General features: G+C 54.4%; 1 pseudogene. It reads right to left on the reverse strand.

Annotated elements, in window-relative coordinates:
- A pseudogene (locus NE547_RS18330) lies at positions 1 to 252 on the reverse strand (transposase); the annotation flags it as partial.

Here is a 252-nt window from a genome sequence, read left to right on the forward strand (position 1 = left end):
GCGAGTCCAGTGTTCGCTGGGAAAATCGCAGTAGGTAAGAGTCTCCTCAATGCCATCCTCTACCTTCCTGGCAGCCTCCTTCAGTTTCATGGAACGCAGTTCCTCCACCACAGCCTTAGCCTTTTCCGGGCAGCTTTCTTGCTCTCCTGGGCGTGGATGGCCTTGAGCATCTTGGCCACCAGCTTTACCTTGGAGCGAGGCGTGACTGAGAACACATTGCGGTAAAAATGGACGGTACACCGCTGGTATTTG

The sequence above is a fragment of the Flavonifractor sp. DFI.6.63 genome, from assembly GCF_024462255.1.
Lineage (GTDB): Bacteria > Bacillota > Clostridia > Oscillospirales > Oscillospiraceae > Lawsonibacter_A > Lawsonibacter_A hominis.